The sequence below is a fragment of the Pseudomonas sp. 9Ag genome (assembly GCF_902506445.1).
GTDB classification, from domain to species: Bacteria; Pseudomonadota; Gammaproteobacteria; order Pseudomonadales; family Pseudomonadaceae; genus Stutzerimonas; species Stutzerimonas stutzeri_AB.
On the sequence record NZ_LR733836.1, the window covers coordinates 3,419,305 to 3,436,227 of the forward strand.

A 16,923-nucleotide genomic window follows, 5' to 3' on the forward strand; every position below is an offset into this window, starting at 1 on the left:
GACGTGGTGGTTCAGCGCCCGTACCGTTAAGACCGCAGCGCTTCCAGCGCGTTGCCATCGCCGCGGTATCCGCGCGCCAGCAGATACTGTTCACGTGAGCGGTCCCTTGATGACAAGGGTTTACGCATCTGCACCTTATCGAAATTCTGCCGCACATCCTTCAGGTAGGCATCGAAACCATCCCCCTGGAAAATCTTGATCAAAAAGTCCCCACCGGGGCGCAGAACTCGCATGGCCAGATCAAGCGCAAGCTCGCAGAGAAACATCGCGCGCGCCTGGTCAGCAACCTTCACCCCACTCATATTGGGGGCCATATCGGAAATCACAAGGTCAACTTGCGTTTCACCGATGGCCTGAAGGATCTCAGCGAATACTTCGTCCTCAGTAAAATCACCGAGAACAAAGGTCACGTCTGCAATGCTGTCCATGGGCAGAATATCGGATGCAATCAGCCTCCCGCGATCACCGATCACCCTGCTGGTGACCTGCGACCAGCCGCCCGGTGCAGCCCCGAGATCGACCACTGTCATGCCTGGCCGGAGAATACGATCCTTTTCTTGAATCTCGAGAAGCTTGTAGCTCGCTCGCGACCGATAGCCATCCCGCTGCGCCATCTTTACATAGGGATCATCAAAATGTTCTTTCAGCCAACGCGGGCTGGTCTTGGAGCGTGCCAAGCTGTTACCTCATCTGTGCGGCTCAGAGCGTGTCAGTTACACTAGCCGGGTTTTCCAGGGTTCTGACGCAAGGGTCGAATTATGCCGCTCACTAACGAGCAGAAGAAACAGTACAAATCCATCGGCCATCATCTGAAGCCTGTATTGATCGTATCGGAGAACGGCTTGACCGAAGGCGTACAAGCCGAGCTGGAGCGAGCCCTTAACGATCACGAATTGATCAAGGTGCAGCTGCGGATCACCGAGCGTGACGATCGGCGCGCGCTAACCGATGAATTGTGCAGAATTGGCGGCTGCGAACTGGTTCAGTCTATCGGCAAGATGGCACTGATTTATCGCAAGAACCCCAAAGTGAACAAGCAGCTCTCTAACGTGCATCGCTTCCAGAGCTGATCCACTTTTCAGCCGCTGTCTCCTGCTATCGCTCCCGCCCGGGAGCGACTTGCAGCACCAGTATCAACCCGCACAAACCCATCGCCAAGTAACTGAACACTAACCAGTACGGTGATTCGATAATGCCCGCCCGCGCCGAAAAATGACTTCCGGCCAGTAGCAGCACTGCCAGTAGCAGCTGACCTCGCAGATCGCGCCAAAGACTACGAAGCCCGCAGAGCTGGATCAGCACCGCCGCCTGAAGCAACACACAGAACGCAGCGAAGCCCACCAGCAAAGGCCGCAGACTGCCGGCGACCTCTTCGATCAGCAACGGCGCCAAACCGATCTTGGCCAACGCCGGCAGCATTACAAACTGCAGCAGCCATAACCCCCCGACCCAGAATGTTTGGGCCAGCTGCCAACTAATCACGCCTGCGCGCATCGGTCGAATCTCAGAGATGGCGAACCTCGACGATCTCGAACTCGACCAGTCCTCCCGGCGTTTTTACCACAGCGACGTCACCCTCGACCTTGCCGATCAGGGCGCGCGCAATTGGAGAGCCCACAGAGATCTTGCCCAGCTTGATCTCCGCTTCGTCCTCACCAACGATCTGATAAGTGACGCGCTCATCAGTCTCGACATTGGCGATCTCAACGGTGGTCCCAAAGATCACCTTGCCGGTGTGCGGAATGCTGCTGACATCGATGACTTGGGCATTCTGCAAACGCCCTTCGATATCACGAATCCGCGCTTCGACCATGCCCTGCTGTTCGCGAGCGGCGTGATACTCGGCGTTTTCCTTGAGATCCCCCAGCTCACGCGCCACGCCGATGTCGTGACTGAGCTTGGGCCGAAGGACCTTGGTGAGATGGTGCAGCTCTTCTTCCAAGGCGCGCGCGCCCTGGACAGTCATTGGGTATTTAGTCATGCCTTGATTCCTGCATGGAGATCCTGCAAACGACGCACGGTCTTCTCGGGACCGAACTTCAGCGCCTCACAGATCGCCTGCCCGCCAGCCAGGGTGGTGGTGCAGCAGATCTTGTGCTGCAGAGCGTTACGACGGATTGAGTAAGAGTCGGCGATGGACTGACGCCCCTCGGTAGTATTGATGATCAGGGTGACCTCGTCATTCTTGATCATGTCGACAACGTGCGGGCGACCCTCGGTTACCTTGTTCACCCGACGCACCGGCAGCCCAGCAGCCTCGATGATTTTTGCCGTGCCAGCTGTACCGACCACTTCGAAACCAAGCTCGATCAGATCACGCGCCACCTGGGCTACGTGCGGCTTGTCATCATCGCGCACACTGATGAACGCACAGCCGCTGTTCGGCAGAATCTCGCTAGCGCCGAGCTGAGCCTTGGCAAAGGCTTCAGCGAAGCTGTCGCCGACCCCCATCACCTCACCGGTCGATTTCATTTCCGGGCCGAGGATCGGATCGACACCCGGGAACTTGGCGAAGGGGAAAACCGCTTCTTTAACACTGTAGAATTCTGGAATTATTTCTTCGGTCAGCCCGACCTCGGCCAGCGTTTTACCGGCCATGACACGCGCCGCAATCATCGCCAGCGAGACGCCGATGCACTTCGATACGAACGGCACAGTACGCGACGCACGCGGGTTGACCTCAATGACGAAGATGTCCTCGCCCTGCACGGCCATCTGCACGTTCATCAGACCGACCACACCCAGTTCCAGCGCCATCTTCTTGACCTGATCGCGAATCTCATCTTGGATGTGCGCCGGCAGCGAGTAAGGCGGGAGTGAGCAGGCCGAGTCACCGGAATGCACTCCGGCCTGTTCGATGTGCTGCATGATGGCGCCGATCACCACGTGCTCGCCGTCACACACCGCATCGATATCGACCTCGATGGCGCAGTTGAGAAAGTGATCGAGCAGCACCGGGCTGTCATTCGACACTTTCACCGCTTCGCGCATGTAGCGCTTGAGCTCTTCTTCCTGGTACACAATTTCCATCGCCCGACCGCCCAGTACATAAGACGGACGCACCACCAGCGGATAGCCGATCACTTTCGAGGCGGCAAGTGCCTCTTCTTCGCTGCGGGCGGTCGCGTTTGGCGGCTGGCGCAGGTTCAGGCGCTCGACCATCTGCTGGAAGCGCTCACGGTCTTCAGCGCGGTCAATCGAATCAGGGCTGGTTCCGATGATAGGCACACCCGCCTCTTCCAGCGCACGAGCAAGTTTCAGCGGAGTCTGGCCGCCGTACTGCACGATAACGCCTTTGGGCTGCTCGACACGGACAATTTCCAGCACGTCTTCCAAGGTTACCGGCTCGAAGTACAGACGATCCGATGTGTCGTAGTCAGTGGAGACAGTCTCAGGATTGCAGTTGACCATGATGGTTTCATAACCATCGTCGCGCATCGCCAGTGCCGCATGAACGCAGCAGTAATCGAATTCAATGCCCTGGCCGATACGGTTTGGACCGCCGCCGAGAATCATGATCTTTTCGCGGCTGGACGGATTCGCCTCGCACTCTTCCTCGTAAGTCGAGTACATGTAGGCAGTGTCAGTGGCGAACTCGGCGGCGCAGGTGTCGACGCGCTTATAGACCGGCAGCACTTTAAGCTTGTGCCGGTGAGCTCGCAGATTCTTTTCAGTTACGCCAAGCAACTTGGCCAGGCGCGCATCGGAGAAGCCTTTGCGCTTGAGCTTGTACATGACATCGCGATCGATGCTGGACAGGCCCATAGTCTTGATTTGCTCCTCCTCCTTGATCAGATCCTCGATCTGCACCAGGAACCACTCATCGATGCGCGTGAGGTCGAACACTTCGGCGACCGTCTTACCAGCGCGGAAAGCATCAGCCACGTACCAAATACGATCAGCGCCCGGCACGGTCAGCTCACGCTTGAGGGTGCTTTCGCTCTCGGGGTCAGTCAGATCGAGCTTCGGATCGAAGCCGGACACGCCAACTTCCAGACCGCGCAGCGCTTTCTGTACAGATTCCTGGAAAGTGCGCCCGATGGCCATGACCTCACCGACCGATTTCATCTGGGTGGTCAAGCGAGCATCAGCTTTGGGGAATTTCTCGAAAGCGAAACGCGGGATCTTGGTCACGACGTAGTCGATCGCCGGCTCGAAGGACGCAGGGGTGCGGCCACCGGTGATGTCGTTCTGCAACTCGTCGAGGGTGTAGCCCACCGCAAGCTTTGCAGCGATCTTGGCAATGGGGAAGCCAGTGGCTTTGGACGCCAGAGCTGAAGAACGCGAAACTCGCGGGTTCATCTCGATCACGACCATACGGCCGGTGTTGGGGCAAATGCCAAACTGCACGTTGGAACCGCCGGTTTCCACGCCGATCTCGCGCAGCACCGCCAGCGAGGCGTTACGCAGAATCTGATATTCCTTATCGGTCAGCGTTTGCGCTGGCGCGACGGTAATGGAGTCGCCGGTGTGGACCCCCATCGGATCGAAGTTTTCGATGGCACAGACGATGATGCAGTTGTCCTTCTTGTCACGGACCACCTCCATCTCGTATTCCTTCCAGCCGATCAGCGACTCATCGATCAGCAGCTCGCTGGTCGGCGACAGGTCTAGGCCGCGCGCACATATCTCCTCGAACTCTTCGCGGTTGTAGGCGATACCACCACCGGTGCCACCCATGGTGAACGAGGGGCGGATGATGCAAGGAAATCCGACCTTATCGAGCACGCCATAGGCTTCGTCCATGTTGTGCGCGATACCGGAAACCGGGCACGCTAGGCCGATATTCTTCATTGCCTTGTCGAAGCGTGAGCGATCTTCAGCCTTGTCGATGGTGTCGGCATTGGCGCCAATCATCTCGACGCCAAACTTCTCCAGGATGCCGTGCTTTTCCAGGTCCAGCGCGCAGTTCAGCGCGGTCTGACCACCCATCGTCGGCAGCAGCGCATCGGGGCGCTCCTTCTCGATGATCTTGGCGACGGTGGCCCACTTGATTGGCTCGATGTAAGTGGCATCAGCCATGGACGGGTCGGTCATGATGGTCGCGGGGTTGGAGTTGACCAGGATGACGCGGAACCCCTCTTCGCGCAGTGCTTTGCACGCCTGCGCTCCCGAGTAATCGAACTCGCACGCCTGACCGATGACGATCGGGCCAGCGCCGAGGATCAGAATGCTTTTGATGTCTGTACGTTTTGGCATGGTCTCTCTCGAATTCTGTGCTCGGCGAACTTAGCGGCGCTTGGCCATGGCGTCGATGAAGCGATCAAACAACGGCGCGACATCATGCGGACCCGGGCTAGCCTCAGGGTGGCCCTGGAAGCTGAAGGCAACCTTGTCAGTGCGCTCAATACCTTGCAGCGTGCCGTCGAACAGCGACTTGTGCGTGGCGCGCACATTGCTAGGCAGGCTGGCTTCGTCCACGGCAAAGCCATGGTTCTGACTGGTGATCATCACCACACCCGTTTTCAGATCCTGAACCGGGTGGTTCGCACCGTGGTGGCCGTTGGGCATCTTCACGGTCTTGGCACCAGAGGCCAACGCCAACAATTGATGGCCGAGGCAGATACCGAACACCGGAATGTCGGTTTCGAGCACTTCCTGGATCGCCTTGATCGCGTAGTCGCAAGGCTCGGGGTCACCGGGGCCGTTGGCCAGGAAGATACCGTCCGGGCTCAGCGCCAGGGCTTCGCTGGCAGGCGTCTGAGCCGGCAACACTGTGACCCGGCAACCACGCGCGACCAGCATGCGCAGAATGTTGTACTTCACGCCGTAGTCGAAGGCGACCACATGGTACGGCAGCTCACTGGCAGGTACCTCAGCATGACCGTCATCACTCAGACACCAAACGCTCGAGCGCCACTCGTAGCGCTCCTTGACGCTGACCTCTTTGGCCAGGTCCATGCCCTTGAGACCGGGGAAGCTGCGAGCCAACTCCAGCGCCTTTTCTTCAGTCGCATCGTCACCGGCCAGGATGCAACCATCCTGAGCGCCTTTCTCGCGAAGGATGCGGGTCAGACGGCGGGTATCGATACCTGCAATGGCGACGGTGCCATTGGCCTTGAGGTAATCCGGCAGCGGCTGCTTGTCCCGCCAGTTGCTCGAGACCAGCGGCAAGTCGCGGATCACCAGCCCGGCCGCCCAAACCTTCCAGGACTCGGCGTCTTCTGGGGTGGTACCGGTATTGCCAACGTGCGGATAGGTCAAGGTGACGATTTGCTTGGCATAGGAAGGATCGGTGAGGATTTCCTGATAGCCGGTCATGGCGGTATTGAACACCACCTCACCGATAGTCTGGCCGTCGGCGCCTATAGATTCGCCGCGAAAAATACTGCCATCGGCAAGGGCGAGAATGGCTGGCTTAGTCAAGAGACCTCCCAAAGATCAAGGCTGAAGCAAGCGCAGATTGTAAAAAAGCGGGATGACGTGTGAAGGTCATCCCGCTTTTTATTTGATTCATTCTGCGCAACTTTTAGTGGACACACTAAAACGGGAAGCTTACAGAAACCGCCCTTTCAGGTCCAGCCGCAATCAGCCAAAACGCCGAGCGAGGCGCTTCTTCAGCGTAGCCCGAGCACATCCTGCATGTCATACAGCCCCGCTGGCTGCTGCTCCAACCACATCGCAGCGCGCACCGCGCCTTTGGCGAAAGTCATCCGACTGGACGCCTTATGGGTGATCTCGACCCGCTCGCCCTCGGCTGCGAACAGAACAGTGTGATCTCCCACAACGTCGCCGGCACGCACGGTGGCAAAGCCGATCGTCTCCCGCGCACGGGCGCCCGTCTGCCCTTCGCGGCCATAAACCGCAACCTCCTGCAGATCGCGACCAAGCGCCTGCGCGACGACCTCACCCATGCGCAACGCAGTGCCCGACGGCGCGTCCACCTTGTGGCGGTGATGCGCCTCGATGATCTCGATATCGACCTCGTCACCCAGCACCCGCGCAGCCGTATCAAGCAACTTCAGACACAAATTGACGCCGACACTGAAGTTCGCCGCAAACACGATGGGAATATCCTGCGCGGCCGCCGCCAACTTCTCTTTCTCTACAACAGAGAAACCGGTGGTGCCGATTACCATCGCTTTGCCTGCGCGCCGACACACTTCAAGATTTTTCAGCGTGACCGAAGGATGAGTGAAATCGATCAGCACATCGAACTCGTCGACGACCTTCGCCACTTCACCGATCAGCGGTACGCCGAGCCGCCCGATAGCCGCCAGCTCACCCGCATCGGCGCCGACCAGAGTGCTATCAGGCCGATCGATGGCGGCGGTCAAGCCCGCAGCACCGGCCGTTTGCTGAACGGCTTCGACCAGTGTCTTGCCCATACGCCCGGCGGCGCCCGTTACTGCAATACGTCGCATAAAAACAGCTCCAAGCTGCAAGCCTCAAGCTGCAAGAGCGCCTTCAGGAAGACTGCCGCCTGCAGCTCGCCGCTGGATTAAAGATCGCCAAAGAATCGCTTCACGCCTTCGAACCAGCCACTGGCCTTTGGCGAATGCGAACTGTCGCTCTGCAAGGTCTTGCGGAACTCGTCGAGTAGCTCGCGCTGCCGCTTGCCCAGGTTGACCGGTGTCTCCACCGCGACCCGGCACAACAGATCGCCAGCCGCACCGCCACGCACAGGAGCAACCCCCTTGCCGCGCAAACGGAACTGCTTGCCAGTCTGAGTACCTTCCGGGATTTTCAACTTCACACGCCCGTCGAGGGTTGGCACTTCCAACTCGCCGCCCAGCGCCGCATCGGCAAAACTGATCGGCACCTCGCAAAACAGGTGCTTGCCGTCACGCTGGAAGATCGGGTGTTCACGTACGTTGACCACTACGTAGAGGTCACCAGCCGGACCGCCCTGGGCGCCCGCCTCGCCTTCACCCGTCAAACGAATCCGGTCACCTGTATCGACGCCCGGCGGCACCTTGACCGAAAGTGTCTTCTGCTCCTCGACCCGACCTTGCCCATGGCAGCTACCGCAAGGATCGGAAATCATCTTGCCGCTGCCATGACAGCGCGGGCAGGTCTGCTGAACCGAGAAGAAGCCCTGCTGCATGCGCACCTGGCCGATGCCACCACAGGTGGTACAGGTCACCGGACTGGTGCCCTTCTTGGCACCGGAACCGTCGCAAGTCTTGCATTCAGCCAAGGTGGGCACCCGGATGGTGACCGTGGTGCCCCGCACAGCCTCTTCCAGATCCAGCTCAAGGGTGTAGCGCAGATCGCTGCCGCGCTGAGCGCCGCCACGCGAGCTGCCGCGACCGCCAGCAAAGAAATCGCTGAACACATCGCCAAAGATGTCGGAGAAATTGGCGTTGCCGTAAGCCGCGCCCGCGCCGGCTCCCATCTGGGGATCGACGCCGGCATGACCGTACTGGTCGTAGGCCTGACGCTTGCTCGCATCGGAAAGCACTTCGTAAGCCTCGTTGGCTTCCTTGAATGCGTCTTCAGCGGCTTTGTCTCCGGGATTACGGTCCGGATGATGCTTCATTGCGAGGCGACGATAAGCCTTTTTCAGCTCCGCCTCGCTGGCGCCGCGCTCGACACCCAGCACTTCGTAATAGTCACGTTTGGCCATAAGTTTCCTGAACCTTCAAATTCGTACCCTCCAGACACGCCGACGCGGGAGCAAGCCCCCGCGCGGCGATCAGCCCTGTCGCGGCATCACCGCATCGGGCTGGAGCGAAAGGCAGCAGCCTGAACGAGCTCTGCCCTCACCCCTCTCATGGAGGTCATAAGCCGCGGCTTACTTGTTGTCCTTGACCTCTTCGAACTCAGCGTCAACCACGTCGTCACCTGACTGAGCATTGTCGCCAGCCTGCTCGCCTTCGCCACCCTGAGGCTGCTCGGCATACATCTTCTGCGCCAGCGGAGTGGAAGCCTGCGAGACTGCTGCGATCTTGGCTTCGATCTCGGCCTTGTCGTCGCCCTTGATCGCTACTTCCAGCTCGCCGATGGCTTTTTCGATGTTCGCCTTGTCTTCTTCGGTGGCCTTGTCGCCAGCCTCGGTCAACATCTTGCGAGTTGCATGCACCAGCTGATCGCCCTGGTTGCGGACAGTCACCAGCTCTTCAAACTTGCGGTCCTCCTCGGCGTTGGCCTCGGCGTCACGCACCATCTGCTCGATTTCCTCTTCGGAAAGACCCGAGTTGGCCTTGATCACGATGGACTGGTGCTTGCCAGTGGCCTTGTCTTTCGCCGACACGTGCAGGATGCCGTTGGCATCTATGTCGAAGGTTACTTCGATCTGCGGCACACCACGCGGAGCTGGCGGAATATCAGCCAGATCGAAACGACCCAGGGACTTGTTCTGCGACGCTTGCTTGCGCTCACCCTGCAATACATGGATTGTCACGGCGCCCTGGTTGTCATCGGCTGTCGAGAACACCTGCGACTTCTTGGTTGGGATGGTGGTGTTCTTCTCGATCAGCGCAGTCATCACGCCACCCATGGTTTCGATACCCAGGGTCAGCGGGGAAACGTCGAGCAACAGCACGTCCTTGACGTCGCCAGCCAACACTGCGCCCTGAATGGCCGCACCCATGGCAACGGCTTCGTCGGGGTTGACGTCCTTGCGCGCTTCCTTGCCGAAGAACTCGGCGACCTTCTGCTGCACCAGTGGCATGCGGGTCTGACCACCGACCAGAATCACATCGTCGATCTTGGAGACGTCGATCCCGGCGTCTTTCATTGCCATGCGGCACGGCTCAATGGTGCGCTGAACCAGATCCTCGACCAACGCTTCGAGCTTGGCGCGAGAAATTTTCACGTTCAGGTGCTTCGGCCCGGTCGAATCTGCCGTGATGTAAGGCAGGTTGACGTCGGTCTGCTGGCTGGAAGACAGCTCGATCTTGGCCTTTTCAGCAGCTTCCTTCAGACGCTGCATGGCCAGCGGATCACCCTTGAGGTTCATGCCGCTTTCTTTCTTGAACTCGTCAACAAGGTAGTCGATCAAGCGGATGTCGAAGTCTTCACCACCAAGGAAGGTGTCACCGTTGGTGGCCAACACTTCAAACTGATGCTCGCCGTCAACCTCGGCGATTTCGATCACCGACACGTCGAAGGTACCGCCACCCAGGTCATATACGATGACTGTGTGATCGCCCTTTGCCTTATCCATGCCATAGGCCAGCGCGGCAGCCGTCGGCTCGTTGATGATGCGCTTAACATCCAGACCGGCAATGCGCCCGGCGTCCTTTGTAGCCTGACGCTGGCTGTCATTGAAGTACGCCGGGACGGTGATCACCGCTTCGGTAACCGGCTCGCCGAGATAGTCTTCGGCAGTCTTCTTCATTTTCTTCAGGATCTCGGCAGAGATCTGCGGCGGCGCCATTTTCTGGCCGCTCACCTCTACCCAGGCGTCACTGTTGTCCGCTTTCACGATCTTGTACGGAACCATCTGGATGTCTTTCTGCACTACGTCTTCATCGAAACGACGACCGATCAGTCGCTTCACGGCGTATAGCGTGTTGTGCGGGTTGGTAACAGCCTGGCGCTTGGCCGATTGACCAACCAGGATTTCACCGTCATTGGCGTACGCAATGATCGAGGGGGTGGTGCGACCGCCTTCGGCGTTCTCGATCACCTTTGCCTTGCCGTTTTCCAGAATGGAGACGCAGGAGTTGGTCGTTCCCAGGTCGATACCGATAATCTTGCCCATGTGCTTCTCTCCGAACTTTGATTGATCCGCGCCTGTTTACCGGCTGCGGGTAATACAAAAACGCTTGGCTACCAGATGGGGGTCAGCCGCAGAATTTCAAGCCTTCTCATCAATCGAAGGCGGGGTTTCTGCCGGCGCCTTGCTGACAACGACCATCGCCGGACGCAACAGACGTCCGTTGAGCAGATAGCCCTTCTGGAACACCTTGAGCACGCTGCCTGGCTCGGCATGGGTGCTTTCTTCCATGGCCATGGCCTGGTGATGCTCGGGATTGAAGGGCTCGCCCTGTGGGTCAATCTGCACCAACTGATGGCGTGCCAGAGTGTCGAGCAACAACTTGAACGTCAGCTCGACGCCTTCGCGCATCGGCTTGACCGCTTCATCATCTGGATTCGACAGCTCGAGCCCGCGCTCCAGACTGTCAGCGACGCCCAGCAGGTCGCCAGCGAACTTCTCCAGCGCAAACTTGTGCGCTTTCTCGACATCCTGCTCGGCACGACGACGGATGTTCTGCAACTCGGCTGCCACTCGCAGGGACTGATCCTGCGCCGCGGCCAATTGCTCTTCGAGGGACTGCACCCGTGCAGCCAGATCCTCGGTCACCTCGGCTTGCGCGGTCTCGTTTTCATCAGGGGTCTGGTTGTCCAGGTTCTGCTCGTCGGCCATGCGGTCCTCCTCATCGATACGTCAGCGGGCGTCGACCCGCGCTTGTGCCGCTATATGGGGGCAACAAAATTCTGCTTCAAGGGCGTATCCACATCAAAGAAACACCAGCCCCTTTCGAACAGCCCATTCAGCGCCTAACCGACCGCATTTGTTTACATACCAGTCACGCGGAGCAGCTTGATGAGTCACGCAGAAGTACTGTATAAATACCCAGTCACCTACGCAGGAGTCCTGCCATGCTGGTCCATCTTTCCGTTCACAATTACGCAATCGTCGAGCATCTCGATCTTGAGCTGAAACGCGGCATGAGCGTGATCAGCGGCGAGACCGGCGCAGGCAAGTCGATCATGCTCGATGCGCTAGGTCTCACTCTTGGCGATCGAGCCGACAGCAGCGTGGTGCGCATCGGCGCGGACAAGGCGGATATTCTTGCGAGCTTCGACTTGGACGACATCCCAGATGCACGAGCCTGGCTGGCCGAGCGCGATCTGGAAAATGATGGCCCATGCATCCTTCGGCGAGTGATCACGGCTGAAGGTCGTTCGCGCGGCTATATCAACGGAACGCCCTGCCCGCAAGGTGACCTTAAGGCGCTTGGCGAGCTACTGATCGATATCCACAGCCAGCACGAACACCAGTCACTGCTAAAGCTCGATACGCACCGGCGGTTGCTCGATGAGTACAGCGGCAATCAAGATCTTGCCCGCCAGGTGCAGCTGGCCGCCCAGCGCTGGCGGCAAACCCGGCAGACCCTGGAGCGACTTAGCAGCAGCAGTGATGAACAGCGCGCCCGCCACCAGCTGCTCAGCTACCAACTCGAGGAGCTTGAGACTTTGGCTCTGGGCGACGACGAATTGGACCAGCTGGAGCAGGAACACAAGAACCTTTCCAACGCAGAACACCTGCTCGGCGCCTGTCGCCAGGTGATCGAGCTGTGTAGCGAGAGCGACGCCGGCAACGTACTGTCAGCGCTGACCTCGAGCCTGCAGCGCCTGACCGGCTTTCAGAACCAGCCCGGCGCGCTTGGCGAGGCCGTCAATCTGCTGTCCAGTGCGCAGATACAGGTTGAAGAAGCGATCGGCGAACTCAATCGCTTTCTCGATCACTTCGATTCCGACCCACAAAGGCAGCAGGCACTGGAAGAACGCCTCGACAGCATCTATACCCTGGCGCGCAAACACCGCGTTCAGCCGTCAGAATTACCGAGCTTGCAGCAACGCCTCTTCGAAGAACTGGAAAGCCTTAACGCCGACGACACTGCGCTGGAGCAACTCGGCGAAGAGCTTGCCGCCTACGAGCGACATTATCGAGAAAAAGCCGAACAGTTGAGCGCTTCGCGCCAGCTGGCGGCAGAGTCCTTGGCGCAGGCCGTCGAAACGGAGATTCAGCGTCTGGGCATGCCAGGAGGCAAGTTCAGCGCCGTGTTGAAGCCCGCAGCAGAAGGAGACCTGATGCCACACGGACTGGAACAGGTAGAGTTTCTGGTAAGCGCCAACCCAGGCCAGCCACTGCGTCCACTGGCAAAGGTTGCCTCGGGCGGTGAGCTGTCGCGCATCAGTCTTGCGATTCAGGTGATCACAGCGCAGACATCACGCATTCCGACCCTGGTGTTCGACGAAGTGGACGTCGGCATCGGCGGGCCGACCGCAGAAGTAGTTGGCCAATTGCTGCGCCGCCTCGGCGAGCGGGGCCAAGTACTGACCGTGACCCACCTGCCGCAAGTTGCGGCACAGGGTCACCATCACCTGTTTGTACACAAGGCGCGCGGAGCCCAAGAAACCCACACCGCTGTCGCCGCACTGGATGGCAGTGAACGGGTCGAGGAAATTGCCCGCATGTTGGGTGGGCTCGACCTCACCGAGCAGGCACTGGCCCACGCCCGCCAGATGATCGGCACAGCTCAAACATCCTGAAAAAGCAGGCAACGACGACGACCCACGGATAATCTTGCCGCGGCGACAGACCATCTGGAGAGCACACATCATCCCCGTACCGGATTGCAATGGGCTGGCTTGCAATAAAAACGCGCCTCATCTGGCTCATTGTCACGGGCACATCCCCAACGCGCTGAGGCGGCAGCAGCCGGATGAATCGTGCCTTCAAAACAAAACCCCGCCAATCGGCGGGGTTTTGTCATATAGCAAGATTATCCGGGGCTCACATTCGAACCGGATCGACTCCGGTCACTCAGGCTTCTTGCGGACGTACAGCACCAAGTTGTGATCCACCAGGTCGTAGCCATGGCGCTTGACGATCTCCTTCTGCAGCTTCTCGATCTCCGGATCAAAAAACTCGATCACGTCGCCGCTGTCGACGCACACCATGTGGTCATGATGGCCACCGTCAGCCAGCTCGAACACGGCATGGCCGCCATCGAAATTATGCCGAACCACAAGACCGGCTGCCTCGAACTGGGTCAGCACGCGGTAAACAGTTGCCAGACCGACATCCTCGCCGGCCTCCATCAATGCCTTGTAGACGTCCTCTGCGCTCATATGGCGACGATCAGTGGTATCCAGCATTTGCAGGATCTTGACCCGTGGCAGGGTTACTTTGAGGCCAGCTTTGCGTAGTTCGCTATTTTCAACCATGGTGGGATTTCTCGCTGCTGCTGTTTCGCAGCCTCCTTCAATACGGGTATGATCCGGGCTTTGCCCAGCCAAGATAGTGGAAGTCACCTACCGATGCAAAACACCAAGCTCATGCTGTCCAGCCTCACGCTAGTGGGCCTGTTCGCACTCGCCGGTTGTTCATTCCCCGGGGTTTACAAGGTCGACATTCAACAGGGCAATGTCGTGACTCAGGACATGATAGACCAGTTGCGCCCCGGAATGACCCGATCACAAGTGCGGTTTATCATGGGCAACCCGCTGATCACCGACACGTTCCACGCTAACCGCTGGGATTATCTGTACAGCATCCAGCCTGGCGGCAGAGAACGTCAGCAGGAGCGCGTCAGCCTTGTATTCAATGCTAACGACCAGCTCGCTGGTCTTGCAGGCGACTTCAAGCCCGGCGTGAGCCGTGACGAAGCCATTCTGGGGACTGATCTACCGGCAAGCACCGATGACCCTGTCAGCACCGAACCAGAGGCCACCGCTCCTGGCTCTTTGCTTGAACAGATCCAGCGCGACGTAGATGCGGCGGAGCCCGTTCCGGTGCCTACTCCAGGCAGCCTGGACACAAACTAAGCGTTAACCGAACATCAGAAAAGCCCGTCACGCCGGGCTTTTTCTCGTTAATGCCACTTCCTATGTGACCGCTTCACCTGATTCGCCGGCCTTGTTCTGTGCAGCCTTCGCCGCACGCTGCTTGCGAACTTCTTTCGGGTCGGCGATCAGTGGTCGATAGATCTCAACTCGCTCCCCCTCGACAAGCGTGCGCTCGTCCGGCTTGGGCACCGCCTTGCCGAAGATACCCAACGGCGACGTTGCCAGATCCAGCCCCGGAAAGTAGCCATCCATTCCCGAGCGCAACGCTGCCTCTCGGACGCTGGTGCCCTGAGGAACGGCCAAGCGCAGCAACTTCTGCTTGTCCGCCAGTGCATAGACGACCTCAACCGCGATCATCGGCTTATCCATAAAGCTGCTTCGCCCTGTCACAGAACGCATCGACCAATGTATTAGCGGCCTGATTGAACAACGGTCCCAAGGTGGCACGAACCAACGGCCCGGCGTAATCGAAGGTGAGATCAAGGCTGATCTTGCAGGCCTTTTCACCCAGCGCCTTGAATTCCCAAATACCATGCAGATGACTGAAAGGCCCTTCTTCCAGCGACATCTCGATTCGCTTACCAGCCTGCAACTCATTGCGCGTAAGGAAGCGCTGGCTCATGCCAGCCTTCGCCACCGTCATGCTTGCGTGCATCTGTGTGTCACTGCTGGACAGCACCTCGGTTGCCGAACACCAGGGCAAAAACTTTGGATAGCTGGCTACATCATTGACCATGTCGAACAGCGCATGAGCCGGATAGGGCAGCAGCGCCGAACGTTGAATATGCGTCGTCATTCAGTCCCTTCTACTTCGTCAGTCGACAATCAGCAGCTGGAGCCGAGGCCGACAGCCGCTCACCGAGAGCAAGCGTAAAGCTCATACCTGCTACACAGCAGGTGTTGAGCATGAGCAAACGTAAAGTTGGCCATTGTCGAGGATAAGCGCACCCCTCTCAAGTTTCGCACCGTCGCACCACGCAGGTTATCGCCAGCCGCAACGGGACTCCCTATAATGCGCACCCTATGGCCAAACAGAAGAAACAGTCCCCCGGGACCATTGCGCTGAACAAGAAAGCGCTACACGACTACTTCATCGAACAGAAATTCGAGGCGGGCCTCGTGCTGGCCGGCTGGGAAGTGAAAAGCCTTCGAGCGGGAAAAGCCCAGCTGGTGGACAGCTACGTCCTGCTCAAGGATGGCGAAGCATGGTTGATGGGCTGCCACATTACGCCTCTGACCACCGCTAGCACCCATGTCATTGCCGACCCGACCCGCACCCGCAAGTTGCTGCTCAACAAGCGTGAACTGGGCAAATTGTTCGGCGCCGTGCAGCAGAAGGGTTACGCCTGTGTGGCGCTGTCGATCTACTGGAAAAAGCATTTGATCAAGTGCGATATCGCGCTAGGCAAGGGCAAGAAGGAGTTCGACAAGCGCCACACCGAGAAAGAGCGCGACTCCGATCGCGAGATTCAGCGCGCCATGCGCACCAAGGGCAAGGAAGACTGACCCTCGGCGTATCGAGCGGAACCCAGCCGCTCGATCTAGCTTTTCAACCCACCACCGCGCCAGCCCTGCTAATTCTTTTCTGGGTGCGCCTGACGCCGCTGCGCACGCGCCAACCGTTGAGCTTCCTGCTGCCCTTCCGCCAGAACTTCTTGGACATAGCTAATGTGGTGATGAATGACATCCCTCGCGTCGTTCGCCCGCCGCGCGATGATCGCATCGTATAGCTCCTGATGCTGATTCATCAGCATGTCGCGGGTTTCGCTGCGTAACGCGTACATACCGCCGATATTGGTCACTACGTTGCGTTTGAGCAGATCGAACAGACCCCGAATGGTATGCAGCAGCACTGCATTGTGACTGGCCTCGGCAATCGCCAGGTGAAAGCGCGCGTCAGCGGCGCCCTCCTCGGCACGGGTAACCACCCCTTCGCGCGCATAGCAATCCTGCAACGCCGCAAAGGCCTCTTTCAGGCGTTGCCTGTCCACTTCAGTTGCGCGCAAGGCGGCGTAATAAGCGCAACTGCCTTCCAGCGTATGGCGAAACTCGAGCAGGTCACGCTGCGCATCAGCGTTGTTTTCGAGCAGATGCAGCAGCGGATCACTGAAGGTCGACCCGAGGGACTCGGCAACGAAATTGCCACCACCGTGACGACTGACCAGCAAGCCCTTGGCCGCCAGCTTCTGGATCGCTTCGCGCAGCGACGGACGTGATACTCCAAACTGTTCCGCCAGCACCCGCTCGGCAGGCAGCCGCTCCCCAGCCTTGAGCGTCCCCTCGAGGATCATCGTTTCGAGTTGCTCGACGATGTTATCCGCCAGCCTCCGCTGGCGCACCACTCCCACTTCCATGACGCCTCTCGATTGGTTTGACCACTGTATTGGGAAGCAG

17 protein-coding genes are annotated in these 16,923 nt (G+C 58.8%); 4 read left to right on the forward strand and 13 right to left on the reverse strand.

Annotated features, from left to right (window positions below; genetic code table 11):
* Nucleotides 1-26: 26 nt before the first annotated feature.
* Nucleotides 27-677, reverse strand: coding sequence for a 23S rRNA (uridine(2552)-2'-O)-methyltransferase RlmE (rlmE, locus tag ALTERO38_RS15530; RefSeq protein WP_102835590.1), 651 nt, complete (start codon nucleotides 675-677; stop codon nucleotides 27-29).
* Nucleotides 678-758: 81 nt separating this feature from the next.
* Between rlmE and ALTERO38_RS15535 the strand changes: the two genes are divergently transcribed.
* The gene (locus tag ALTERO38_RS15535) at nucleotides 759-1,070 is read left to right on the forward strand and encodes a YhbY family RNA-binding protein (protein WP_102835589.1); all 312 of its coding nucleotides are present in this window, start codon (nucleotides 759-761) and stop codon (nucleotides 1,068-1,070) included.
* A 25-nt stretch (nucleotides 1,071-1,095) separates the two neighbouring features.
* Here the strand turns inward: ALTERO38_RS15535 and ALTERO38_RS15540 are convergent, their stop codons facing one another.
* From ALTERO38_RS15540 to grpE, 8 genes are all read right to left on the reverse strand, one after another.
* Nucleotides 1,096-1,494, reverse strand: a complete 399-nt coding sequence (locus tag ALTERO38_RS15540) for a DUF4149 domain-containing protein (RefSeq protein WP_159968930.1) — start codon at nucleotides 1,492-1,494, stop codon at nucleotides 1,096-1,098.
* Between the two features lie 10 nt (nucleotides 1,495-1,504).
* Complete coding sequence (gene greA, locus ALTERO38_RS15545; protein ID WP_046162835.1) at nucleotides 1,505-1,981, reverse strand: transcription elongation factor GreA; 477 nt, start codon at nucleotides 1,979-1,981, stop codon at nucleotides 1,505-1,507.
* Entirely contained in the window at nucleotides 1,978-5,199 is a 3,222-nt protein-coding gene (carB, locus tag ALTERO38_RS15550; protein WP_148926761.1) for a carbamoyl-phosphate synthase large subunit, read from the reverse strand. The genes greA and carB overlap by 4 nt, the downstream gene beginning before the upstream one ends.
* A gap of 30 nt (nucleotides 5,200-5,229) precedes the next feature.
* Nucleotides 5,230-6,366 (reverse strand): glutamine-hydrolyzing carbamoyl-phosphate synthase small subunit, encoded by a 1,137-nt coding sequence (gene carA, locus ALTERO38_RS15555; RefSeq protein WP_159968931.1) that lies wholly within the window; start codon nucleotides 6,364-6,366, stop codon nucleotides 5,230-5,232.
* 191 nt (nucleotides 6,367-6,557) lie between these two features.
* Complete coding sequence (gene dapB / locus ALTERO38_RS15560) at nucleotides 6,558-7,364, reverse strand: 4-hydroxy-tetrahydrodipicolinate reductase (RefSeq protein ID WP_159968932.1); 807 nt, start codon at nucleotides 7,362-7,364, stop codon at nucleotides 6,558-6,560.
* Between the two features lie 77 nt (nucleotides 7,365-7,441).
* Entirely contained in the window at nucleotides 7,442-8,569 is a 1,128-nt protein-coding gene (gene dnaJ / locus ALTERO38_RS15565; RefSeq protein ID WP_102835584.1) for a molecular chaperone DnaJ, read from the reverse strand.
* A 168-nt stretch (nucleotides 8,570-8,737) separates the two neighbouring features.
* Nucleotides 8,738-10,651, reverse strand: coding sequence for a molecular chaperone DnaK (gene dnaK / locus ALTERO38_RS15570; protein ID WP_148926762.1), 1,914 nt, complete (start codon nucleotides 10,649-10,651; stop codon nucleotides 8,738-8,740).
* A 96-nt stretch (nucleotides 10,652-10,747) separates the two neighbouring features.
* Nucleotides 10,748-11,317: a nucleotide exchange factor GrpE gene (grpE, locus tag ALTERO38_RS15575; protein WP_102835582.1), complete on the reverse strand. Its 570-nt coding sequence runs from the start codon at nucleotides 11,315-11,317 to the stop codon at nucleotides 10,748-10,750.
* A gap of 236 nt (nucleotides 11,318-11,553) precedes the next feature.
* Between grpE and recN the strand changes: the two genes are divergently transcribed.
* Nucleotides 11,554-13,230, forward strand: coding sequence for a DNA repair protein RecN (gene recN, locus ALTERO38_RS15580; protein ID WP_159968933.1), 1,677 nt, complete (start codon nucleotides 11,554-11,556; stop codon nucleotides 13,228-13,230).
* Between the two features lie 270 nt (nucleotides 13,231-13,500).
* On the opposite strand, the gene fur is transcribed toward recN, so the two are convergent.
* Complete coding sequence (gene fur, locus ALTERO38_RS15585) at nucleotides 13,501-13,908, reverse strand: ferric iron uptake transcriptional regulator (protein WP_045429745.1); 408 nt, start codon at nucleotides 13,906-13,908, stop codon at nucleotides 13,501-13,503.
* A gap of 93 nt (nucleotides 13,909-14,001) precedes the next feature.
* Here fur and ALTERO38_RS15590 point away from each other — a divergent pair, with 93 nt between their 5' ends.
* Nucleotides 14,002-14,508: an outer membrane protein assembly factor BamE gene (locus tag ALTERO38_RS15590; RefSeq protein ID WP_159968934.1), complete on the forward strand. Its 507-nt coding sequence runs from the start codon at nucleotides 14,002-14,004 to the stop codon at nucleotides 14,506-14,508.
* Nucleotides 14,509-14,568: 60 nt separating this feature from the next.
* Here the strand turns inward: ALTERO38_RS15590 and ALTERO38_RS15595 are convergent, their stop codons facing one another.
* Nucleotides 14,569-14,898, reverse strand: a complete 330-nt coding sequence (locus ALTERO38_RS15595; protein WP_159968935.1) for an RnfH family protein — start codon at nucleotides 14,896-14,898, stop codon at nucleotides 14,569-14,571.
* Nucleotides 14,891-15,325: a type II toxin-antitoxin system RatA family toxin gene (locus tag ALTERO38_RS15600; protein WP_102835578.1), complete on the reverse strand. Its 435-nt coding sequence runs from the start codon at nucleotides 15,323-15,325 to the stop codon at nucleotides 14,891-14,893. Before ALTERO38_RS15600 ends, ALTERO38_RS15595 begins: the two co-directional genes overlap by 8 nt.
* A gap of 227 nt (nucleotides 15,326-15,552) precedes the next feature.
* Between ALTERO38_RS15600 and smpB the strand changes: the two genes are divergently transcribed.
* The gene (smpB, locus tag ALTERO38_RS15605; protein ID WP_019340344.1) at nucleotides 15,553-16,035 is read left to right on the forward strand and encodes an SsrA-binding protein SmpB; all 483 of its coding nucleotides are present in this window, start codon (nucleotides 15,553-15,555) and stop codon (nucleotides 16,033-16,035) included.
* 68 nt (nucleotides 16,036-16,103) lie between these two features.
* Here the strand turns inward: smpB and ALTERO38_RS15610 are convergent, their stop codons facing one another.
* Nucleotides 16,104-16,883 (reverse strand): GntR family transcriptional regulator, encoded by a 780-nt coding sequence (locus ALTERO38_RS15610; RefSeq protein WP_148926767.1) that lies wholly within the window; start codon nucleotides 16,881-16,883, stop codon nucleotides 16,104-16,106.
* Nucleotides 16,884-16,923: the final 40 nt, after the last annotated feature.